The following is a 19,962-nucleotide window of genomic DNA, read 5'->3' on the forward strand; positions in this document are numbered from 1 at the left end:
AAACGTTGAGACGTTAAACCCTGCAACCCAACACCATGAAGACCACCTCCTACAACCCCAGCCCGCTTGAAGTGGATTTTGCCAACGCACTCTACAGTCTTCAGAAAGAGCTGGAAAAACACCTCCACGACAACCAGGTCATCCACGTAGAAAGCAACCTCCGGCGCGACAATCCCATGGTGAAATTCAGCCTGCTCGACAAAGACGGCGATCCCCACGAGGTGGTTATCCGCATCATCCAGATACCGGACAAATTCTGATCTGCGCATTCATCCGATTGCGCCGTTCGTTCCAACGGTTTTTTTAGTTACATTTCATTTTGAAGTCACCCTAATCAAGCCATTAGAACCGTACCTCCATGTCCATACTGATCATCCTGTTTTGTATCGGCCTCCTGGTCCTGCTCATCACCAAACTCAAACTCAACGCCTTTCTTGCCTTTCTGCTCATTGCCATCCTGGCGGGGCTGTTGCTGGGCATAGAACCCGCCAAGATCACCGGCTCCATCCAGAAAGGCATGGGCGACATGCTGGGCTCGCTCATCATTGTGGTGGCCTGTGGGGCCATGCTGGGCAAGCTCACCGCCGACAGCGGCGCAGCACAGCAGATTGCGTCGGGCCTCATGAAACTCTTTGGCGAACGCTACATTCAGTGGGCGCTCATGATCACGGGCTTCATCATCGGCATTCCCTTGTTCTACAACGTGGGGTTTGTGTTGGTTATTCCACTTATCTTTTCGGTGGCGGCTAAATATAAACTGCCCGTGGTCTATGTTGGGCTGCCAATGCTGGCCGCCTTGTCGGTCACCCACGGCTTTCTGCCGCCCCATCCGTCGCCCGCTGCCTTGGTGGCGGCGTTTCATGCAGACATGGGCAAGACCCTTATGTATGGTGTGCTCATCGCCATTCCCACCGTCATTCTTGCGGGGCCGGTCTTTTCGCGCACGCTGAAGAAAATCAAGGCGCCCATGTTGCAAACCTTCAAATCGGAAGCATTGCCCGACGATCAGCTACCCAGTCTTTCCATCAGCATATTTTCTTCGTTGCTCCCTGTGATTCTGCTTGCGCTCACCACTTTTTTGGGTGGCGCAGTGAAGGAAGCCGGGCCGCTCAAAACCTTCATCAGCTTCATCAGCGACCCCGCCATTGTCATGATCCTGGCACTGGCCGTGGCAACCTATACGCTGGGCCTGCGCATGCACATGGGCATGAAACGCATCATGGACATCTATGGCGACGCTGTGAAAGACATTGCCATGCTGCTGCTCATCATGGGTGGCGCTGGCTCGCTCAAACAAATCCTCCTCGACAGCGGCGTGAGCGCCGAGATTGGCCAGATTCTTAATGGCCTCGACGTGCATCCGCTGGTGTTAGGGTGGGCTATGGCGTGTCTCATTCGCGTGTGCGTGGGTTCTGCTACCGTGGCGGGTCTCACCGCGGTGGGCATCATCATGCCGGTGATGAGCCGGCCGGATGTGAACCCGAATCTTATGGTGCTGTCTATCGGAGCGGGAAGCCTCATGTTCTCGCATGTGAACGATGCGGGCTTCTGGCTCTTCAAGGAATATTTCGGCCTCAGCATCAAAGACACTATCCGGTCATGGTCGCTTATGGAAACCATTGTGGCCATTGCCGGCCTCGGGGGAGTTATGGTGTTGAATGCCTTTGTCTCCTGAAGAAATCTAAATTCATTTTTCGCGATGTGCTTTTTGCACGCAGCGTTGTTTAAACTTTTCGCGTCGGGAACGGTGGCTTGTCGCGCACGGCGCATTATTTTTACTTCCCATTTAAACACCTCGCTCCATGTCAGCAGATAAAAACTTTGAACAACTCGGCCTCACCCTGCCTCCTGCCCCAACCCCTCTTGGGGTTTATAAACCCTTTCTGATCGTTGGCAATTTTGTGTACGTCTCCGGCCATGGCACGGTGAAGGAAGACAAGAGCCTCATCATCGGCCGCATTGGCAAAGACATGACCATGGAAGAAGGCAAGCAGGCGGCACAACAAGTGGGCCTGGCCATCCTGGCCACCCTGAAGAAGAACCTCGGAAGCCTCGATAAAATCAAACGCGTCATCAAAGTGCTGGGCATGGTAAATTGCACGGCCGACTTTGAACGTCACCCCTACATCATTAACGGCTGCAGCGAACTGTTTGCCAAAGTGTGGGGCGAAGAAAACGGTGTGGGTGTGCGCAGCGCCGTGGGCATGGGCTCGCTGCCCGACAACATTCCCGTGGAAATTGAAGCCATGTTCGAGCTGGCCTAACAAAAACGTAAAATGAAAGACTGGTTCGTAATCGACAATATCGACATGTTAGATAGCCCGGCCGTGGCGGTGTATATTGACCACGTGCGCCAAAACATCGACACGCTGGTGAACAGTATCGACGATGTGACGCGACTCCGCCCCCACATCAAGACTCATAAGTCGGCCGAGGTAACGGGCATGATGCTGGCGGCCGGCATCCGAAAATTTAAATGCGCCACCATTGCCGAAGCCGAAATGCTGGCGACCGCCGGCGCACCCGATGTGTTGCTGGCCTATCAACCCGTGGGACCAAAAGCCATACGCCTGGCGGAACTGGTACAGCATTTTCCCAAGACAACTTTCGCCTGCCTCATCGACAACGAAACGTCGGCGCGGCAATTGTCCGACATCTTCATCGGGCATCATAAGCCCCTGCCCGTGTTCATCGACCTCAATGTGGGCATGAACCGCACAGGCATTGTGCCGGAGGAAACGCTGGTGCTGATCCAAGCCTGCCAGGCCCTCACCGGCATTGACGTGAAAGGTCTGCACGCTTACGATGGCCACCTCCGCGATCCCGACATGGCCGTGCGTCAGCAACGCTGCGACGAAGTGTTTGCGCGTGTGGAAAAACTTCAGCGCGACGTTTTGAATGCTACGGGCAAAAATCTAACGGTAGTGATGGGCGGCACACCTACCTATTCCGTTCACTCCAAACGAAAAGTGGTGGAATGCAGCCCCGGCACGTTTATCTATTGGGACAAAGGCTACGACACCATTCTCCAAGAACAACATTATAAATTTGCCGCGCTGGTGGTGACCCGCGTCATCTCCAAACCAACACATGATTCCATTTGTGTAGACCTGGGGCATAAATCCATTGCGTCGGAGAATGCATTAACCAGCCGTGTTTTCTTCCTGAATGCAGGTGCCCTCATACCAACGGGTCACAGCGAAGAACACATGGTGTTTAAAGTGGACGACGACAAAACCTATTCCGTAGGCGATGTGCTCTATGGTGTGCCCTTTCACGTATGCCCCACCATTGCGCTGCACGATCGTGTGGCCGTAGTGGACGGCCATACCCTTTCGGGATATTGGACCACGCTGTCGCGCAATCGCAAGATCACCGTTTGATCGATCACTCCTGAAAAACCCTTTACTGCTTAACTAACATTCCACATGTTCACCATCGATGCCCACCTTGATCTTAGCATGAACGCCATGGAATGGAACCGCGACCTCACGCGCTCCGTTTCCGAAATCCGCGCCCGCGAAAAAGGCATGACCGACAAACCCGATCGCGGCAACAATGTGGTGAGTTTTGAAGCGTTGCGTCAGGGCGACATCGGTGTGGTGGTGGCCACGCAGATTGCGCGCTATGTGGCCCCAAACAATCCCCTTCCCGGATGGCACTCCCCATCCCAGGCCTGGGCACATACGCAGGCTCAGTTGGCCTGGTATCGCGAAATGGAAGAGGTGGGCGAACTAAAAGCCATAACAACACTGAACGCACTGGATGACCATATTGCATACTGGAAAAACAACGCCTCCGATACACGTCGGTCCATCGGCTACATTCGGAGCCTTGAAGGCGCAGATTCCATCGTGACACTGAAACACCTGGAGCGCGCCTACGAACAAGGCCTCCGTGCCGTGGGCCCGGCGCACTACGGCCCTGGCCGCTATGCTCAAGGCACCAACGCCACGGGTGGCATGGGTTCTGACGGCAAGGCCTTGTTAAAAGAAATGGAACGCCTCAACATCATTCTAGACGCTACCCATTTGTGCGACGACAGCTTCCGCGAAGCCATGGACAACTTTAATGGCCACGTGTGGGCAAGTCATCACAACTGCAGAGCGTTGGTGAATCACAACCGTCAATTCAACGACGACCAACTGAAAGAGCTCATTGCCCGCGGCGCCGTGATCGGCGGGGTGATGGATGCCTGGATGCTGGTGCCCAACTGGGAACGCGGTGTGTCCACACCTAAAGGAACAAACTGCAACCTCGACGTGCTCATCGACCACATGGACCACATCTGCCAGCTGGCCGGCAACGCCAACCACATCGGCATCGGCTCCGACCTCGACGGCGGCTATGGCAAAGAACAAAGCCCCTACGACATCGAAACCATTGCCGACCTCCAAAACTTTCCATCCTTGCTAGCCAAGCGAGGCTACACTTCCGCCGACATCGAAAAGGTGATGCATGGCAACTGGCTTCGCTTCCTGCGAAAAGCCTGGGCATAAAAAAACAAAACCCCGTGCTTCCACGGGGTTTTGTTTTATCTGAATGCTAAAAGACTAGCTACTCATTGATGTGGCCCCTCCACATTTATCTTTTCCACTTTCTCATAGCCAAAAATCTGATCCAGCGTCAACTCCTGCACTTTTCCATGGGTCGATAACGCTTTAAAGTCGATCTTTTTCTTGTCGCCAATCACCACTACGTTGAATGGCTTGCCCTTGATTTGCTGCTCCTGAAATTTAGCAATGTCGTCGAGCGTGAAGTGTTGCACTTGTTCGTACACGTCGCGGCGAATGTCGTAGTCGATGCCGCGTTTGCGTGCGCGCTCGTAGGTGAACAAAATTCTGCCTTTGGTGATGCGTTCACTTTCAATGCGGCTGAGAATGGCATTGCGCGCCACGTCGAAGTTGCTTTCCACACGGGGAAAATCCACCAGCAATCCTTTCATCGCCTTCATGGCTTCTGACTGCTTGTCGGCCTGTGTCCCGATGTAGGCATAGAACAAATCGTTGTCTTCTTTCCGATCGGCCGTGCCATAGTAAGCAAATGCCGAATAGGCCAGGCCTTGCGCCTCGCGTAGCTCCTGGAAGATGGGCGAGCTCATGTTGCCACCCAGGTATTCGTCGAACATGCGCGTGATGGGAATGCGCTTTGCATCGAATACTCCACCTTTCGACAGAAACATGATTTCTTCCTGCACCATGTCATAGTCGGCCCAATACACGGTTGGATTTTTCACCTCCGGCATTTCAAACTTTACCGGTGGTGGTGTTGGCTTGAGGGCGTCGGGAAGTTTATGATCGGCATTCAACACGGCAATCAATTCCGTTTGGTTGCGCGGGCCATAATACAACACGCGGTGTTGCATCTTTGTGAAGTTGTGAATGATATCCACCAGTTCGTCGGCCTTCAATTCGCCAAGGGCTTTGTTGCTCAACACGTTGGTGAACGGCGACTTTGCGCCATACAGTCCGTAGTTCATGAGGCCACCAAACAAAATCGCGCTCTTGTCTTTCTTCTGGTCTTCGCGCTCCTTCAGCTTGCCGTCAATCAGTTTCTTCAAAGCTTCTTCGTCGGGCTGGGCATCGGCCAGCAGGTCTTCAAAAAGCTTCAAGGCTTTCTCCATGTTTTCGGAAAGACCTTCCAGGTATACATACGTTTCATCTTCGGCCGCTTCCACGCCCAGTGAGCACCCCAGCTTATACAGTTCCTTTTTCAATTCTGCCACGGGCATCTTCGAGGTGCCGAGATATTGAAGGTAGTCTACCGCCACATCCATGCGCGGGTCGTTGTTGGTGCCCACGTCCGAGAGGAACGTGAGTGTGAACAGATCGTTTTCCGTATTGGGGGTGCTCAGCACTTCAAGGTCTTTGTTCATTTTTCCTTTCTGCACGTCCTTGTCAAAATCCACAAAGCGCGGCTTCAATTTGTCTACGGGATTTTTCAGCAGTGTTTCATGAAACGGCGACTTGTTCTCCTTGTTCAACGTCACTTTGGTGATGGCGGGTTTTTCCACTTTCACTTCGTTTGCATCTTTGCCGGTGTGCTTCAGCACCACCACATAGTTGTTGCCGTAGTGTTCCTGCGCAAACTTCACCACATCTTCTTTGGTGATCTTTTTCAGCTCGTCTATTTCGGCAGTGTAGTCTTCCCATGCGATGTTGTTGGTGAAGGCTACCACAAGGTCATTTGAACGTGAGTAGTTGTTTTCCGAACCTTGCACTTTCTGTTTCTTCAGGTTGTTGATGCTGGCGTCGATGAGCCAGTCGTCGAACTCGCCCTTCTTCAACATCTCGATTTGTTCCAGCAGCAGGCTCTTCACCTGCTCCAGCGTTTGTCCCTCGCGCGGACGCGCCGTGAACGTGTGTGCGCTATAGTCATTGCTGAAGTCTACATAGCTGCCGGGGTCAAGCACTTTCTGGGCCTGCTTCAAATTCACATCGATGAGGCCTGCCTGGTCGTTGCTCAGGATGAGGTTGATCAGTGAAAGCATGCGGTAGTCGCCACTGTTGCGTCCGTTGAAACGGAAACCGAGCGTGACCCATTCGGCTTCGGGGCCGTACACATCTTTCACCACGGGTGCCGTGAGGGCGGTGGCCGGTGTAGGTTTCCATTCGGGAAGCTGCTCGTTGGGCTTCCAATCGCCAAAATATTTATCGATGGCAGCAATGGTCTTGTCATAGTCCAGGTCGCCGCTCATGCAGATGGCCACGTTGTTGGGCCGGTAATAGGTATCGAAATATTTTTTGATGGCGGTGATCGACGGATTTTTCAAATGGTCGATGGTGCCGATCACGGTTTGTGTTCCATAGGGATGCTGGGGATAGAGACCAGCATACAACGCCTCGTAGGTCTTGTTATAGTCGTTGTCGAGTCCGCGGTTCTTCTCTTCATAAACAGCCTCCAACTCCGTGTGAAACAGGCGTGGCACGATGGTTCGGAAGCGATTGCCCTCAATCTGCAACCAGTTGTTCACCTGGTTGCTGGGAATGTCGTTGATGTATACCGTGCGATCCTCCGACGTGTAGGCATTGGTATAGTTGGCGCCGATTTCGCTCACCATTTTATCATATTCATTGGGGATGGCAAACTTCGAAGCTTCGTTCGATACGTGGTCGATCTGTGCATAATAGTTTTTCCGTGCTTCTGCATCGGTCAGCGTGCCGTAGTGCGCAAACATGTGTTCGATGCTGTCGAGGTAAACACTTTCTTTGGCCCAATCAAGTGTGCCAAAATCGGGGCTGCCTTTGAACATGATGTGTTCGAGATAGTGGGCGAGTCCGGTGTTGGTGGCGGGATCGTTTTTACCCCCGGCTTTCACGGCGATCTGTGTTTGAATGCGGGGCTCGTCGGTGTACTGACTGAGGTAAACCTTCAAACCGTTCTTAAGGGTATAAATTCTTACCTTGAGGGGATCGTTTGAGACATACGAATACGTGTATCCCCCACTCTCCGCGGTGGCGACGGTATAGGTCTTTTCGGGCTGACAACACGTTAAAAACGTCGCCACGACGACGATAACTAGCAGGAATGGTTTCATAAACTGGAACGGTTGGTTGGGTTTCGATTGGATTGGGGAAAATACTGAAAGAATAACATACATAACGGCTGATTTTTACATTTTAATGCTCAATTTTCCGTAGTAAAGAAACAGATGCGGCGGCGCGCCGTTTAGTTTTAAGATAACGGGTATGATGACAAAGAAAAAGATTCTCCTCCTCACGTTTTTTATCGGCGCCTGCGTGGCCTTATCCTTCACCAGCCCGTCGGAACGCTACTTCGAAATTGCCAAAAACCTCGACATTTTCGCCACCCTGTTCAAAGAAGTAAACGCCCTGTATGTTGACGAAGTGAACCCCAACAAACTGGTGCGCACCGGCATCGACGCCATGCTCACATCGCTCGATCCCTATACCAACTATATTCCCGAAGATGAAGTGGAAGACTTCCGCACCATCAACACCGGCCAATACGGCGGCATCGGGGCCATCACCCGCGAAATCGGAAACCGCACCGTGGTGACCATGCTCATGCAGGGCTATGGTGCCCAACGCGGCGGCCTCAGAATCGGCGACGAGGTGGTGAAGATCGACGACATCGACCTTTCCAAACTGTCGCGCGAGGAATCGGGCCAGCTCATGAAAGGCCAGGTGGGCACTCCCGTGAGCCTCACCGTGAAACGTCTGGGCGCCGAAAAACCTGTGCGTCTGGAATTTAAACGCGAAAAAATTAAGCTGAACAACGTGCCCTATTTCGGCATGGTAGGCAAAGACATCGGCTATATCCAGCTCACCGACTTTACGCCCGACGCCGCCAAAGAAGTGCGCATCGCCCTGGTGTCGTTGAAAGAACAAGGCGCGAAAGGCGCTATCCTCGACCTGCGTGGCAACCCCGGCGGTCTTCTCATTGAAGCTGTGAACATCACCAACCTATTTCTGCCAAAAGGCAAATTGGTGGTGAGTACCAAAGGGAAAATCCCCGAAAACAATCTCAACTACGAAACCCTGAACGCCCCGGTCGACACCGAGATCCCCGTGAGCGTGCTCATTAACCGCGGCAGCGCATCGGCCTCCGAAATTGTGGCGGGTACCTTGCAAGATTACGACCGCGGCGTGATTGTAGGCGAGAAGTCATACGGCAAGGGCCTGGTGCAAGTGAGCCGCCCCCTCTCCTACAACTCGCAATTGAAAGTGACTACGGCAAAATATTATACACCCACAGGCCGCTGCATCCAGGTGCTTGACTACACCCACCGCCGCGAAGACGGCAGCGTGGGCTCGATACCCGACTCGCTGAAACGCACGTTCAAAACCGCCAACGGCCGCGTGGTCTACGACGGCGGCGGCATTGACCCCGACGTGAAAACCGAAGCACACGAAGCCCACGTGCTCACACAGGTGCTGTTCGAAAAAGGCTTTATCTTTGACTTTGCCGCGCAATATGTTTTCAAACATTCCGAACCGGTAGATCCCAAAACATTTACTCTCAGCAGCGACGAATACCAGCAGTTTGTGGTTTGGATGAAAGACAAAAACTACTCCTATAAATCCTACCTGGAATATCAACTCCAGCAATTCACGGAAGAAGCCAACAAGGAAAAATACTACACCGAGTTGAAGCCTCAACTGGACCAGATCCAGAACCGCATTGCCGAAAACAAAAAGAATGAGCTGTCGCTCTACAAAGACGAAATCAAAATGTTGCTCGAAGAAGAGATCGCGTCGCACTATCACCTCGAGAAAGGTGGCATCGAGGCAGGCTTCAAATACGACGACGACATTCGTCAGGCAACGGACCTGCTACACAACACGCCTCAATACAAAAAGCTGCTTAACATTCAATAACACCCATGACCTCCGGCATCGGCAGGAAAGTGAAATGGACATTGCTCGTGTTGTTTGCGGGCGTGATGATCGCCTCACACTCCTGCATGACGTTTCGCATGGATGCCAAAGAGATCGACACGTTCTTCAAAGCAAAGAACGTTTCGGCACACCAAAAGACGTACCGCGCCGGCTTTCGCAACATGCACTACGTTAGTGCCGGCGACTCGCTAAAACCGCTGGTGCTGTTTGTGCACGGCTCGCCCGGATCGCTCAGCGCATTCATCGATTTTCTGGCCGACACCGCGTTGCTGCATCACGCCCTTCTCGTCACCGCTGACCGTCCTGGTTTTGGCTACTCCAATTTCGGCAACGGCGAAACTTCACTGCAAAAGCAGGGCGAAATTCTGAAACCCATTCTGGAAGAATACAAAAAGAATCGCCCCATCATCCTGGTAGGCCACTCGTTGGGTGGACCGCTCATTGCCCGCATGGCCATAGATTATCCTCAGTTGGTAGACGGCCTCATCATTGTGGCGGGGTCTATCGATCCGGAGCTGGAGCCAAACGAAACGTGGTTCCGCGCACCCCTGGCCACACCGTTTCTCAGCTGGCTATTGCCCCGGTCCTTTCGGGCATCAAACGAAGAAATCTATCAGTTGAAACCACAACTGGAAATGATGCTGCCCCTGTGGTCGTCGATCACCTGTCCGGTCATTGTGATTCAGGGCAAGAAAGATTCGCTGGTGCCGGCGGCCAATGCCGACTTTGCACGCAAGATGCTGGTGAACGCTCCGGTAGAGTTTGTTTTTAAAGACGACATGGATCACTTTGTGCCGTGGAGCAATCCGGAGTTGATACGCGATGCCATTCTGAAAATGATAGAGAAGCAGCCCCTCGTGCAACACTCCAGCCTACACTAGCGCCCATAGAGCGCTTTGCCCGCCTCTTCATATTTATCGCCTTTCACCCAGCGGGGCAAGGCCGATTCGTTGGCAATCTTGTAGATGCCATACACAAAAATGCGATAGAATTTTTCGAGATACACCATGTCCAGCGAACCCACTTCGTCGGGAGGTTGGTGATAGTATTTCAGCAGCTCTTCGTCAAAGGCTTTCACGCCGGGAGAAATGTTGAGCGCGGGCACACCCTTTATGGCGAAGTTGGCATTGTCGGATCGATCGAACAAATTCTGCTGTGGCGCCGGGTCGCCTCCCAGGGTCAGGCCAAAGGCTTTGCAGGCTTCTCGCAGTTGTTCGTCGGTGGTGGTGCGGTTCACGTCGATGATGGTCACGATGCTTTTGTCGTTGTAGCCACCGCCGTCGCAGTTATAGTTAAACACGGTTTGCTTCAGGGGAATGAGCGGATGGTTAGCATACCAGTCGCTTCCTAGCAGGCCCTTCTCTTCGGCCGTTACGGCCAACAGCAACACCGAGCGTTTCGGTGGATGTTGCTTCAGGAATCGCGCAGCTTCCAACAGGGCAACAGCACCAATGGCGTTGTCGCGGGCGCCGTTGTAGATAGAGTCACCGCTGGCATTCTTCTTCACGCCCACGTGGTCGTAGTGCGCGCTGATGACCACCCATTGCTGGCTTAGGGTGGCGTCGCTGCCTTTGATGGCGGCGGCAATGTTCTTTGCCTTCACCGTCTTCAACGCTGTGCCCTTCACGTCGAGGGCGGCCTTGGCGTGGCGGCTTTCCAGCAACGCTTTTAGGGATGCCGACTCGCTATTGCGGAGCAACAGGTGTGGCAACGATGCTTCCTCATTATTTTTCACAACAAACCGGTCGGCCGACAGATAATTCATCAGCACGGGCCAGGGAATTCCTGGAATGGTCATCACCTCCACCAGGGCCACGGCACCATGGGCCGCCGCGAGTTTGTTCTTTTCGGGCGAGTCTTTCACAAGGGCACGCACGGGCTTTGTCGACTCCGGTGAACCTACCAACGCCAGGGCTATTTTTCCGCGCACGTCATAGGTATCAAAATCTTTGGGAAGGCCGTAGCCCACAAACACGATGTCACCCTGCAATGATGCTCCAACCCCATTCAACGCAAGCACTTCGTTTTTCCAGGGAAACGACTCGGCGCCAATGGAAAACGAACCCGTTGCCGGGGGCACAATTTTTTCCAGCGAAAATTCCTGAAAATAGCCAGACGCTCCAGGCACATGCCCAATGCCGTTGCTCCGGAACTGCGCCACGATATAGTTGGCGGCAATGTCGAGCTCGGGCGAGCCCGTGTCGCGGCCGCGCATTTCGTCGGAAGCCAGAAAGGTTAGATGGGCTTCGGCGTCTTGCGCAGTCACCGTGCGGGTGACGGCCTGAACGATCTTTTTTTGGCCAATCGTGGCCAGGCTGGTCAGCATAAAAGCCGTTAAGAAGAGGGCGGTTCGGGTCAGGGTCATACGAAGATAAATCCAGCTACCAAGGTAGAATTCAATCCGTGCAAAAACAAAAACGGACCCCGGTTAGGGGGTCCGTTTGTCCAATCTACAGGTTTAGGTTTAGGTATAGAAAGTATCAGAGTTCTAGCGGAGGAACAACAATTCTCTGTATTTCACCAATGGCCAGTCTTCGTTGTCCACCAGCAATTCCAGTTTGTCTACAGCGTCGCGAATCACGTCGAAATATTTCTCTTTGATGTCGTCGCAGTAGGCAATGGCGCGCTTGTGGGTGTCCGTCACCTTGTTGATGCGCTTGCGCTCTTCAACCATGGCACGTACGTTGGCTTTGATGGCGTCGATGTGGCCGGAAATTTCCTTGATGGTTTGCACCACTGCCGTGTTGTCGACTCCCAAGCCTTTGAGGCCGTTAGCGTTTTCGATGAGTTTTGTTTGGTATGCGATGGCCGTAGGCACGATGTGGTTCATGGCCAGATCGCCGATCACACGCGCTTCAATTTGCACGCGCTTGATATACGATTCCAGTTTGATCTCCACACGGGCTTCGTTTTCCTTGTGCGACATCACACCGTGTTTCTCGAACAATGCTGCCGATTTTTTGGTGGTGTAAGCATCCAGGGCACGAACCATGTTTTTCACGTTGCCAAGTTTGCGTTTTGCAGCTTCTTTTACCCAATCATCGGAGTAGCCATCGCCTTCGAAGCGGATGTCTTTCGATTCTTTGATATAGGTGCGCAACACGTTCACGATGGCCAGTCTTTTCTCTTCGCCTTTCTCGATTTCGGCATTCACCAATTCGTAGAAATTCTCAAGTTGCTCGGCAACAATGGTGTTCAGCGCAGTCATGGCTGTGCCACAGTTGTCGCTTCCACCCACAGCACGGAACTCGAACTTGTTGCCGGTGAAGGCAAACGGTGACGTACGGTTACGGTCTGTTGCGTCGAGGATAATTTCAGGGATCTGATCGATGCCAAGCTTCATGTACATGTTGTCGCCTTTCTCGATCTTCACGTTGCCTTTCTTCTCAAGCTCGTCCAACACGGCTGTCATTTGTGATCCGATGAACACAGACATGATGGCCGGAGGTGCTTCGTTGGCACCGAGACGGAAGTCGTTGCCCGGTGTGGCGATGCTGGCGCGCAGCAGGTCGGCATGTTCATGCACCGCCTTGATGGTGGTGATGAAGAATGTGAGGAAGAGGAGGTTGTCGCGGGCGCTGCTGGTGGGTGCATACAGGTTCACACCGGTGTCGGTGATGAGCGACCAGTTGTTGTGCTTACCCGATCCGTTGAGGCCGGCAAAAGGTTTTTCGTGGAAAAGGATTTTCAGGTTGTGCTTCTCGCCTACGCGGTTCATCACATCCATCATCAATTGGTTGTGATCGTTGGCCACGTTCACCTCCTCGAACAAGGGAGCTACTTCAAACTGGCTGGGAGCCACTTCGTTGTGACGGGTGCGTACGGGGATACCCAACTTCCAGGCTTCGATTTCAAATTCTTTCATGAAATCATAAACACGGGGAGGAATCGAACCGAAGTAGTGATCTTCCATTTGCTGACCGCGGGCCGGTGCGTGACCAAACACCGAACGGCCTGCCATCACGAGGTCAGGACGGGCGTCGAACAATGCTCTGTCGACCACAAAATATTCTTGCTCGGCGCCAAGCGAAGCCACCACGTGCTGAATGTCCTTATCGAACATCTGACATACTTTGGTAGCCGCGAGGTCAACGGCCTTCAGGGCTTTCAAAAGAGGTGCTTTGGCATCCAGTGTTTCGCCTGTGTAGGATACGAAAACGGTCGGGATACAAAGCGTGGTGCCGTAGATGAACATGGGCGATGTAGGATCCCATGCCGTGTAGCCACGGGCTTCGAATGTGCTGCGGATACCACCGCTGGGGAACGACGACGCATCGGGCTCTTGCTGAACCAGTTCGCTGCCTTTGAATTTTTCGATGCCGGAAAGCGCGTCGAAGAACGAGTCGTGCTTTTCAGCGGTTCCGCCGGTCATGGGTTGGAACCAGTGTGTGAAGTGCGATGCCCCCTTGGCCATAGCCCAGGACTTGGCTGCTGACGCTACTGCATCTGCGGTAGCTTCATCAATTTTTTCATGGTTTTTGATGGCCTGGCTTACTTTCTTGTAAACAGCAGGTGCCAGGGTGCCACGCATTTGCTCCGCGCCGAAAACAAGTTCACCATAAAATTTGGAAACGTTGGGGCCGGGCATGTCTACGTGTACAGGGGTACGTTCGCTCAGTTTCTTAAGAGCGTTGAATCGTAATTGCGCCATAGGTGGTTGTAATTTTGATCTAATTGTTTCCAAATCTATCGGAATTTTCGAGACACCGTTAAAATTTAAAGCACAATTTTATTTTTTTGTTAAGAACACGTTTGCATTGGGTTTATTTTTTAACACACGGGGGTGTTTTTAGGGTTTTCTTTGAAAAAAACAGGAATGAAAGAAGAATGGTTGGCATCGTTGTAGCGATGCCAAATTTCTATTTTTTGGAGGAAGGTAATGCGGAATATCATATGGAAGTGGGGCTCCTGTGCTGGAGAGGCTTTTGGTGATCTTAGAACGGGTTGGTGGTGGTGGTTCGTGACGTAGCAATCCGGGACAAATTCGTTTGCTTGAGACGGAGAGTTATTTAATGACATTGGTCGTTACGTCGTGCTCGATTGAAGCACGGTGTATACGTGCGCTGGATATTTTTGGGCCATGATAAAGTTTGTAGTCGCACGTGGAAGAGGCTTGAGGTTTCACTCATGCGCCAAGTGGACGTGGCGCATGAGTGAAACCTCAAGCAGGAATGCATAAAAACACTTTGTGTTTTTATGCTCTTTACAAAAAAGATGAGGGACGATTTTGGCTTTGACAAAATCGTCCCTCATCTTTTTCTTTCAACTCGCTCACCTTGATACGCTATCAAAAAAATGCCCACGTTCGTGAGCGGACCTTCTGCACTACTTGACTGCACGCACCCCGCTCTACAACAACGCACAAATCAACGCCGAGCAAATTACCCGACCGTAAAAAAAATCACCATGTCAAGGCGGCCTCCGGCCGCCGATCTTCCGTCTCTTCAAACACCTCATCATATATATACATAAAAGACGACGCTAACCTTCTTTCGAAGGTTAGCGTCGTCTTTTCCTATTCAGTTCTTGCGTTAGCTCGATTTTTTCACCGACCCGCCGCTGCTGGAGTCGGTTATGGATTTGTTGGGGTTGCCGCGGTAGCGGATGCTGCCGCCGCTGCTGGCCCGGGCGGTGAGGGCGTTCACCACGTTGATGCGTATTGACCCGGCGCTGCTGGCGCCAGCTGTCACGTTCTGGGCTTCAAGGTCGTAGGCGTCTATTTCGCCGGCGCTGCTGGCGTCGACGTTGAGGTTTTTCACTTTGCCTTTCAGTTCGGCTTCACCGGCGCTGCTGGCACTGATATCGATCGTCTCGGCGTTGACCGACACTTCCACGTTGCCGGCGCTGGAGGCGCTGATCTCAAGGCTGGTCGCTTCGATGGTGGTTTCGGAGAAGATGTTACCGGCCGAGCTGGCGGATAGTTTTTCGATCTTCACGTAGGTGACGTATACTTTCGCGTCCACGTGGCCGTGGTAGTTGCCATCGCGCATGTGCACTTTGAGGTAGCTTCCCGACACTTCGGTGATCACGTTTTCCAGCTTGGTGCCCGTCACCTCCACACGCACGCTCTCCTTGTCGCCCTTCACCAGGTAGACATCAACGCCCTCGGCTACCTTCACACCGGTGAAGGACCCGACCGCGCGCGTCTGCGACTGTGCCTGGATTAGGGTGGTCGACCCGACAAGTAAGATTATTGCCCATAAATTCTTCATATATCCATGTTATTTAGCCTAAAGACCGGGCGCAAATATAAGGGTTGCATCCTGGCTGACGATCGGTAATTATTTTGTCGATGTACGAAAACATCGTATTTTACAGTAAAATTAAATGTACATTTTTTCACATTTGTACTCCAAACAAAATGAGCAACCATGATTTTTGACAAGAAAGCAGAATTAAACGTGCTGATCAACCTGGCCGCCAGCGATAGCAACGTGGCCTCGCGCGAATCAAAACTTATCCATACCATTGGCAAAGCCAACGGCATCAGCAAAGAAGACGTTGACGCCATGTTGCAAAATCCCAAACCCATTGGAAGTATCGATACGTTAACCGACGACGAAAAGTTTGAACATCTCTATTACCTGATCCAGCTCATGAAGATGGACGGACAGGTTTTCCGCAGCGAGATCGTGTTCTGCGAGCACATTGCCGAAAAACTGAGCTTTAAGAAAGGCGTAGTAGCCGAAATCTCCCAGCACGTCTACAGCGACCCGACTATCACGGCCGACCGCGACATGGTGAAGACAAAGGCCATGAAGTTCTTCAAGGGATAATACCTTTACTGAGACTTATATAAAGGGGAAGGCCAAAACGCCTTCCCTTTTTTTTATGCCTTTAAGGTTTCTCGTAAGCTGTTCGGCCTCCTACCACCGTCATGGCGACTTCGGTTTTCAGAATTTCGTTCTCAGGCACAGCCATGATGTCTTGTGTGAACACGGTGAAATCGGCAAGCTTCCCCGGAGTGATCGAGCCTTTCATGTTTTCCTGGAACGCGCCATACGCGGCGTCCAGCGTGTAGGACCGGAGTGCCTGTTCACGCGTCATCTTCTCTTCGGGTTCATAGCCACCTTCGGGTTGGCCCTTCAATGTCTGCCGTGTCACCGACGCATAGAAGCAGGGAATGGGGTTGACGGGTTCAACCGGTGCGTCGGTGCCGTTCACAATCTTCGCCCCCGACTTCAACAACGATTGCCACATGTAGGCCCCTTCCTTGATCCGCTTCTCCCCTAGTCTGTCGATGGCCCACGGCCGATCGGACGACATGTGGATGGCTTGCATGGCGGGGATCACGCCCAACTGTGCGAAGCGCGGAAGGTCTTTGGGGTCGATGTGCTGTGCATGTTCAATGCGGAAGCGATGGTCTTTCGCCTTGTCGGCATTTTCCTGAATGGCCTTTTCATAGCGGTCCAGGATTTCGCGGTTGGCGCGGTCGCCGATGGCGTGCGAGCAAACCTGAAAGCCATACTGCAACCCAAGCTGTGAAGTTTTCAGCACGGTGTCCATCGACAGCGTGGCCATGCCCGAAAAGTCGGGGCGGTCGGTGTAGGGTTCCAGCAGCCATGCGCCACGCGAGCCCAGCGCGCCGTCGCAGTTGAGCTTGATGGCGCGGATGGTGAGCCAGGCTGTGGAGTCGATCTCGGGGCCTTTACGGAACCATTCGTAAATCAGGTCGCGATCGAAACCCGTCAGCATCACGTAGAGGCGCACGCTCAGTTTTCCGTCGGCTTTAAAGTGGTGAAAGAGGTCGATGTTTTCGCGTGAAGCGCCGGCATCGTGAAAGCTGGTGATGCCGTTGCGCAGGCAGGCTTTCAAAGCGAGGTCAAATGCCTGGGCGTCGGTTTCGCGTGTGTCGGCGGGGATATGATCGGCAATGAGCGACTGTGCGCGTTCGTTGAAGAGGCCTGTGGGGTTGCCCAGTTCGTCGCGCAGAATCTCACCGCCTTCGTTTTGTTCGTGTTTCAGTTTTTCGGCCGACAGCTGATTCACCCCGGCAATCTCCATAGCCTTGGCGTTGGCAAAGCCCGCGTGGCCACTGGCATGCCGGAGAAACACGGGGTTGTTGGGCGACGCTTCGCTAAGCTTCTGGTGTAAGGGAAATCCTTTCACCATCTTCTCGGGCTTCACGTCCCATTTATCCTGATGCCAGCCGCGGCCTACAATCCACTGACCGGGTTGTGCCTTGCTGGCTGCTTCCTTCACGCGCGCCACAATCTCGTCGAAGCTTTTCGCGTCCATGAGGTCGAGGTTCAGCTCGTTGTAGCCAATGCCCATGATGTGGCCGTGGCCTTCTATGAAGCCGGGCGTCATGGTTTTTCCTTTCAGGTCGATCACGTTGGTTTTGTCGCCCACAAATTCGCGGGCTTCCTTTTCGGCGCCGGCAAAAACAATCTTGTCGCCCGTCACCACCACAGCTTCCACGTTGGGATGTTCGGGGTCCATGGTGTAGATCTTGCCGCCGAGAAAGATGGTGTCGGCCGGGGTTTGTTTTTTGCCGCACGAAAATGCGAGGGCGGCCAGACAGGATAGAAGAATACAGGTTCTCCGCATGACGGGGTGGTTTAGGTTTTCAGGTTAATGTTAAGGAGAATTTATGGCAGAAGTAAATGCTTCTTATCTTGCCGGACAATTTTTTCGCGCTCAAAAAATATTAACCACCTGGGCGACCACTCGGCGTAACGTATGGTCCGTCACGGTTTGCAGATAGGCAACAACGCAGGTTGTTACGGATCTTGGCAACTGAAATCTGAAACCATTAATTATGAAATCCCTTCGGGCCCTTGGCTTTTTACTGCTCCTGAGTTGTTCGCTGGCGCAGGCACAGCAGTTCGGATTGTCGTTCTCGTATTTCATTCCCAAGAACGGCTATTTCTCCACCCCCATCAGCCCATTCTCCATCCGCGGCGTGGGGTTCGACATCAACCGTTTCCTGGCCATCGAAACCGGGGGATCGCTCTATCGCATGTCGGGCCTCAACGTGAAAGACCTTCCGTTCGAAACCAAAGACGCCATTGTGGGTCCGAACTTCACCCTGCTGGTGCCCGTGGAACTGGTGATTCAATTGAAGGGCCAGGGTGTTGAGTTCGACATCAAGGGGGGAGCCTTTGGTTTCTATGGCTTTGGCCAAAAAATCAACTACGGAAATCTCGACCGGGCTATACGCAAAGACCTGGACTGGCAAGTGGTGAACAGCGACTTCACGTTCCAAAACAAACCGGGCTGGGGCTACCACGCCGGTGCAGAACTCACGGTTTATGTGACACAGCAGGTGGGCATCTCGCTGGAAACAAACTACCTGATGGGCCAATCTAAATTCCCCATGAAAGGAAGCTACACCGGTGGCAACACAACCCTGGAAACACGCGCGGTGTCGTATGACGATGCCAAGATTGATTTAACCGGACTGGAATTTTCGATCGGGGTTATTTTTGATTCGGGCTCTGGAAAGGCTGCGCCAAAGAAGCGGCGTAGACGGTAACCGACAAACGTTCCAATCATTCTTTTCCATCCCCGATCGCGTCATCCGAAACCTGCGGGAATCACGCAGGCCTACACCCTATTCAACTTATAAGGATACACTTTCCCCGAAGCCCACTGCGCCACATATAAATTGTCGTCTCTGTCTATGCAAACGTCGTGGGGATGGATGAAAAGTTTTTCGGCCTGGGCCATGGGCTGAAGCTTGCCGTCGACATAGGTTGGGGCGGTGCCGCCAATGTTGGAAACCACTTTGTTGTCTTTGTCGAGAATGGTGATGAAGCCTGTGCCCTCGGTGTTGAGGTTGGGTGAGCGCAACACCGCCGCATACAGATGATCGCCCTTGATGACGGGGCGGCACACGCACGCGCCGGGAAGTTGAATGATCTCAATCAGTTTGCCGTCGAGCGTGAAGCGTTTAAAACAATTGCGGGTACGGTCCGTCACCAGCAACGTGGGCTCGCCTTTGCGTTTGTCAACCACAATGCCGTGAGCGTTGTCAAGTTTTTCGTCGCCTTCTCCCCTGCCTCCAAAATATCCTTTCAGTTTGCCCGCCGCGTCGTATTGCAGAATGTATTGTGAGCCGTAGCCGTCGGCAATATAAAAGTCGCCGTTGTCGAGCACGGCCACTTCGGTGGGAACAAACTGGTCGGCCTTGGGATAGAGGTTGTCTTCCTGGGGTGGATCGATGGTGAGCAACACCTCTCCTTTCAGACTGGCTTTGTATACCTGGTGTTTCGCAGTGTCGGTGATGAAGAGCGTGTCGCCGGCCAGGGTGAGGCCGTGGGCGCCGGGAAATTCATGTCCCCAGGTGTTCAGCAGTTTGCCCGACGTGTTGAAGACCATCACGTTGTTTTTGGTTTCGTTGGTGAGGAGCAGAATTTTTCCGGAGGCGTCCTGCACCATTTCGTGGCAGTCGTTCACGGGGTTTTTCAGGGGATCGGCCTTGCTCCATTTTGTGTCCAGGGTATATTTCATGTTGCCGTGGCCGTATACGGGGGCCGTTGCGCGGGCCATCAGATCGCGGGTCAGGGTGAGGCTGGCCATAGATGCGAGGGCGGTCTGACGGATAAATGTGCTGCGTTTCATAGGTCGGGGGTAGTTTTGTGGTTCTGGGTTTGGG

The 19,962-nt window shown here is 53.0% G+C and carries 15 protein-coding genes; 9 read left to right on the top strand and 6 right to left on the bottom strand.

Annotated elements, in window-relative coordinates; genetic code table 11:
* The first annotated feature begins 35 nt into the window (after positions 1 to 35).
* The 5 genes from JI741_RS26155 to JI741_RS26175 all read left to right on the top strand — a co-directional run bounded on the left by JI741_RS26155 (position 36) and on the right by JI741_RS26175 (position 4,499).
* Complete coding sequence (locus JI741_RS26155) at positions 36 to 260, top strand: hypothetical protein (RefSeq protein WP_202014595.1); 225 nt, start codon at positions 36 to 38, stop codon at positions 258 to 260.
* A 98-nt stretch (positions 261 to 358) separates the two neighbouring features.
* Positions 359 to 1,675, top strand: a complete 1,317-nt coding sequence (locus JI741_RS26160) for a gluconate:H+ symporter (protein WP_202014597.1) — start codon at positions 359 to 361, stop codon at positions 1,673 to 1,675.
* A 127-nt stretch (positions 1,676 to 1,802) separates the two neighbouring features.
* Positions 1,803 to 2,264 (top strand): RidA family protein, encoded by a 462-nt coding sequence (locus tag JI741_RS26165; protein ID WP_202014599.1) that lies wholly within the window; start codon positions 1,803 to 1,805, stop codon positions 2,262 to 2,264.
* A gap of 12 nt (positions 2,265 to 2,276) precedes the next feature.
* Complete coding sequence (locus JI741_RS26170) at positions 2,277 to 3,383, top strand: D-TA family PLP-dependent enzyme (RefSeq protein WP_202014602.1); 1,107 nt, start codon at positions 2,277 to 2,279, stop codon at positions 3,381 to 3,383.
* A gap of 45 nt (positions 3,384 to 3,428) precedes the next feature.
* Complete coding sequence (locus JI741_RS26175) at positions 3,429 to 4,499, top strand: dipeptidase (protein WP_202014604.1); 1,071 nt, start codon at positions 3,429 to 3,431, stop codon at positions 4,497 to 4,499.
* 62 nt (positions 4,500 to 4,561) lie between these two features.
* On the opposite strand, the gene JI741_RS26180 is transcribed toward JI741_RS26175, so the two are convergent.
* Positions 4,562 to 7,537 carry a M16 family metallopeptidase gene (locus JI741_RS26180; RefSeq protein ID WP_202014606.1) on the bottom strand — a complete coding sequence of 992 codons (2,976 nt, stop codon included), beginning with the start codon at positions 7,535 to 7,537 and terminating at the stop codon, positions 4,562 to 4,564.
* A 151-nt stretch (positions 7,538 to 7,688) separates the two neighbouring features.
* Between JI741_RS26180 and JI741_RS26185 the strand changes: the two genes are divergently transcribed.
* Positions 7,689 to 9,341 (top strand): S41 family peptidase, encoded by a 1,653-nt coding sequence (locus JI741_RS26185; protein WP_236676282.1) that lies wholly within the window; start codon positions 7,689 to 7,691, stop codon positions 9,339 to 9,341.
* 5 nt (positions 9,342 to 9,346) lie between these two features.
* Positions 9,347 to 10,243 (top strand): alpha/beta fold hydrolase, encoded by an 897-nt coding sequence (locus JI741_RS26190; RefSeq protein ID WP_202014607.1) that lies wholly within the window; start codon positions 9,347 to 9,349, stop codon positions 10,241 to 10,243.
* On the opposite strand, the gene JI741_RS26195 is transcribed toward JI741_RS26190, so the two are convergent.
* The 3 genes from JI741_RS26195 to JI741_RS26205 all read right to left on the bottom strand — a co-directional run bounded on the left by JI741_RS26195 (position 10,240) and on the right by JI741_RS26205 (position 15,574).
* Positions 10,240 to 11,727: a M28 family peptidase gene (locus tag JI741_RS26195; RefSeq protein WP_202014609.1), complete on the bottom strand. Its 1,488-nt coding sequence runs from the start codon at positions 11,725 to 11,727 to the stop codon at positions 10,240 to 10,242. The two genes, JI741_RS26190 and JI741_RS26195, sit on opposite strands and share 4 nt — an antisense overlap.
* 123 nt (positions 11,728 to 11,850) lie before the next feature.
* Positions 11,851 to 14,013 carry a glutamine synthetase III family protein gene (locus JI741_RS26200; protein WP_202014611.1) on the bottom strand — a complete coding sequence of 721 codons (2,163 nt, stop codon included), beginning with the start codon at positions 14,011 to 14,013 and terminating at the stop codon, positions 11,851 to 11,853.
* An 880-nt stretch (positions 14,014 to 14,893) separates the two neighbouring features.
* Positions 14,894 to 15,574: a head GIN domain-containing protein gene (locus JI741_RS26205; protein ID WP_202014613.1), complete on the bottom strand. Its 681-nt coding sequence runs from the start codon at positions 15,572 to 15,574 to the stop codon at positions 14,894 to 14,896.
* 159 nt (positions 15,575 to 15,733) lie between these two features.
* On the opposite strand from JI741_RS26205, the gene JI741_RS26210 reads away from it, so the two are divergent.
* Positions 15,734 to 16,138 carry a TerB family tellurite resistance protein gene (locus JI741_RS26210; RefSeq protein WP_202014615.1) on the top strand — a complete coding sequence of 135 codons (405 nt, stop codon included), beginning with the start codon at positions 15,734 to 15,736 and terminating at the stop codon, positions 16,136 to 16,138.
* A 61-nt stretch (positions 16,139 to 16,199) separates the two neighbouring features.
* Here JI741_RS26210 and JI741_RS26215 read toward each other — a convergent pair whose 3' ends face one another.
* Entirely contained in the window at positions 16,200 to 17,912 is a 1,713-nt protein-coding gene (locus JI741_RS26215; RefSeq protein WP_202014617.1) for an amidohydrolase, read from the bottom strand.
* 211 nt (positions 17,913 to 18,123) lie between these two features.
* Between JI741_RS26215 and JI741_RS26220 the strand changes: the two genes are divergently transcribed.
* Complete coding sequence (locus JI741_RS26220; RefSeq protein ID WP_202014619.1) at positions 18,124 to 18,840, top strand: hypothetical protein; 717 nt, start codon at positions 18,124 to 18,126, stop codon at positions 18,838 to 18,840.
* A 71-nt stretch (positions 18,841 to 18,911) separates the two neighbouring features.
* Here the strand turns inward: JI741_RS26220 and JI741_RS26225 are convergent, their stop codons facing one another.
* Entirely contained in the window at positions 18,912 to 19,928 is a 1,017-nt protein-coding gene (locus JI741_RS26225) for an NHL repeat-containing protein (protein ID WP_202014621.1), read from the bottom strand.
* Between the last annotated feature and the right edge of the window lie 34 nt (positions 19,929 to 19,962).

The organism is Chryseolinea lacunae (assembly GCF_016735595.1).
GTDB lineage: Bacteria > Bacteroidota > Bacteroidia > Cytophagales > Cyclobacteriaceae > Chryseolinea > Chryseolinea lacunae.